Raw genomic sequence first — 1,219 nt, 5'->3', positions numbered from 1 at the left:
TGTATTTAGCCATTGTTACCTCTTAATAAGTAAATGCCGATGTGGGCGGTGTAAATCCTGATTTCCAAATGATTAAACTTAAATCTAATCAGAAATATAAATCTTTAAATTACGCATAGAGCCTGTACAAGTGCCTGATGAATATGAGTCATTAGCATTTCCGATATTTAAAACACCTAATAACATTATAAACCACCTAGTAACTAAAAGGAGCATCAGGTGGCGTAAAATTAGTCGTCCAAATCACATCATCATATAGCAAAAATTCATCCATTCCACCATTTGAGTAACTAGAATCACCATCTTTGCCAAGCTGAATAAATCGGGATGCCGATGCCCAATTAGGATGCGGAGTTGTAGCTATTAAGCTACCGTCCCAATACACTTTAATATTTGTACCGTCGCCAACAACGGCACAGTGATTATACGCAATTGAGCTAAAACCCATGTCAACTGGAACGAAAGTCCAACCACTCAATGCAGCATTACCAACTCTGAGATTACCGCCTCTAGTAAACTCCATAGGCGTGTATGTTGGCGAGTCACGAGTTGTAAAAAAACAGCCGTCTCCGCCGTCTCCCCCACGGTAAAAAAACGAAATCGTAAATGGTCGCTTGTTGCCAAAGTCGAATATGTTTGGTGATTTAACAAAACCATCTCTTGTCGGTGTGTCGCCAAACTGCAATTTTCCACTGCCAAATTTTGGTTCTGAGGTGCTGATTGATACGTTACCGCCACTCATCATCGTGTGATTGTTTTGACTACTATCATTATAGTTGCCGTCAAAATGCAGCAATAATTTAACTTTTGCAGGGTCCAAAACATAGCCATTAATGGGTCTCTTTTTTAAAACGCCCAATAACCAACCCATAATCACCCCACAATTTTCCAAGTATTAGTGCCTTTATAGACTAATGTTTTTGTCTGATATTGATAACTAAAGGTTAAATCGCCTTGCAAAGTAACGCCACTTGCAACCAAGACTTGTGCAGCATAAGTACCTGTAATACTGATATGTACACTATCACCAACAGATTTGCCTGTACCTGTTGCGGTATTAATGGTGATACTTGTTAAAGAGTTATTAGATAACTCAATGATGGTATTACCGTTTGGTGTGACCGCACTAGATGGTATTATGTACGTTGTATTATCGTCTGTAACAAACTGATAACGGCTGTTAGCAATTGATTGGTAAGTACTAGCTGCTGTAGCCGTT

General features: G+C 39.1%; 2 protein-coding genes. Both read right to left on the bottom strand.

Annotated elements, in window-relative coordinates; translation table 11 throughout:
- Positions 1–196: 196 nt before the first annotated feature.
- A complete protein-coding gene (locus Q0212_RS12630) occupies positions 197–871 on the bottom strand; it encodes a LamG-like jellyroll fold domain-containing protein (RefSeq protein WP_297926064.1) in 675 nt (224 codons plus the stop codon).
- A gap of 2 nt (positions 872–873) precedes the next feature.
- Positions 874–1,219: hypothetical protein (locus tag Q0212_RS12625; RefSeq protein WP_297926062.1), on the bottom strand; the 346-nt coding region annotated here is incomplete at its 5' end.

Origin of the sequence: uncultured Agitococcus sp. (assembly GCF_937920075.1) — a bacterium.
In the GTDB taxonomy this organism is placed as follows: Bacteria; Pseudomonadota; Gammaproteobacteria; order Pseudomonadales; family Moraxellaceae; genus Agitococcus.
This window is presented reverse-complemented; position numbering and strand designations above follow the sequence as displayed.